This is a genomic window from Nibrella viscosa, assembly GCF_039541875.1.
GTDB lineage: Bacteria > Bacteroidota > Bacteroidia > Cytophagales > Spirosomataceae > Nibrella > Nibrella viscosa.
The window spans coordinates 1-596 of the sequence record NZ_BAABHB010000053.1 but is presented as its reverse complement, the minus strand read 5'-3'; the positions used below and the strand labels follow the sequence as shown (position 1 = coordinate 596).

The 596-nt window shown below is 64.3% G+C and carries 1 protein-coding gene; it reads right to left on the bottom strand.

Annotated features, from left to right (window positions below; genetic code table 11):
* The coding region (locus ABD931_RS29145; protein ID WP_345271656.1) for a PA14 domain-containing protein at nt 1-596 on the bottom strand (596 nt) is incomplete at both ends.

Sequence of the window (596 nt, the reverse complement as noted above, 5' to 3'; positions counted from 1 at the left end):
AAACAGCCCGGCGGGGTCGGTGGCCCGCACGGTGATGGTGCTGGTACCGGCAGTGGTGGGTGTACCCGAGATGGTCAGGCCATTGGCCGACAAGCCGGCGGGCAATCCGCTGACCTGGTAGGTGAGGACATCGCCATCGGGATCGCTGAAGGTGGCGGCCGGGATGCTGAAGTTGAAGGCGATGCCGATGGTGGCCTGCTGGTTAGGCAGGGTAGCGGCCAGCGTGGGCGGCTGGTTAGTGGTGGGCTGACTGGCCGGATAAAGCCGGTCTTTAGGCACGGCTACGGCGGTGCTGGTGCCGGGCACCAGCCACATCAGCAGGGCCTGCGCCCCGGCATCGTACTCGAAGTACTCCATCGTCAGGCTGTACTTCTGGCCCGCTACCAGCTGGATGCTGCCTTCTCTGGGGGTGGGAGCCTGCAGGGCCCAGTTGTCGATCAGCAGCTGATTGTTGATCCACAGGCGGGTGCCATCATCATTGTTGGTGCGGAAGATGTAGGTGCCCGTCACAGGAGCCTCGATCTGCCCGCTCCAGCGGACCGAGAAGTGGTCGATGTTGACCACACCGGGCTGTGGAGAGCCCCATCCCCAGAAGA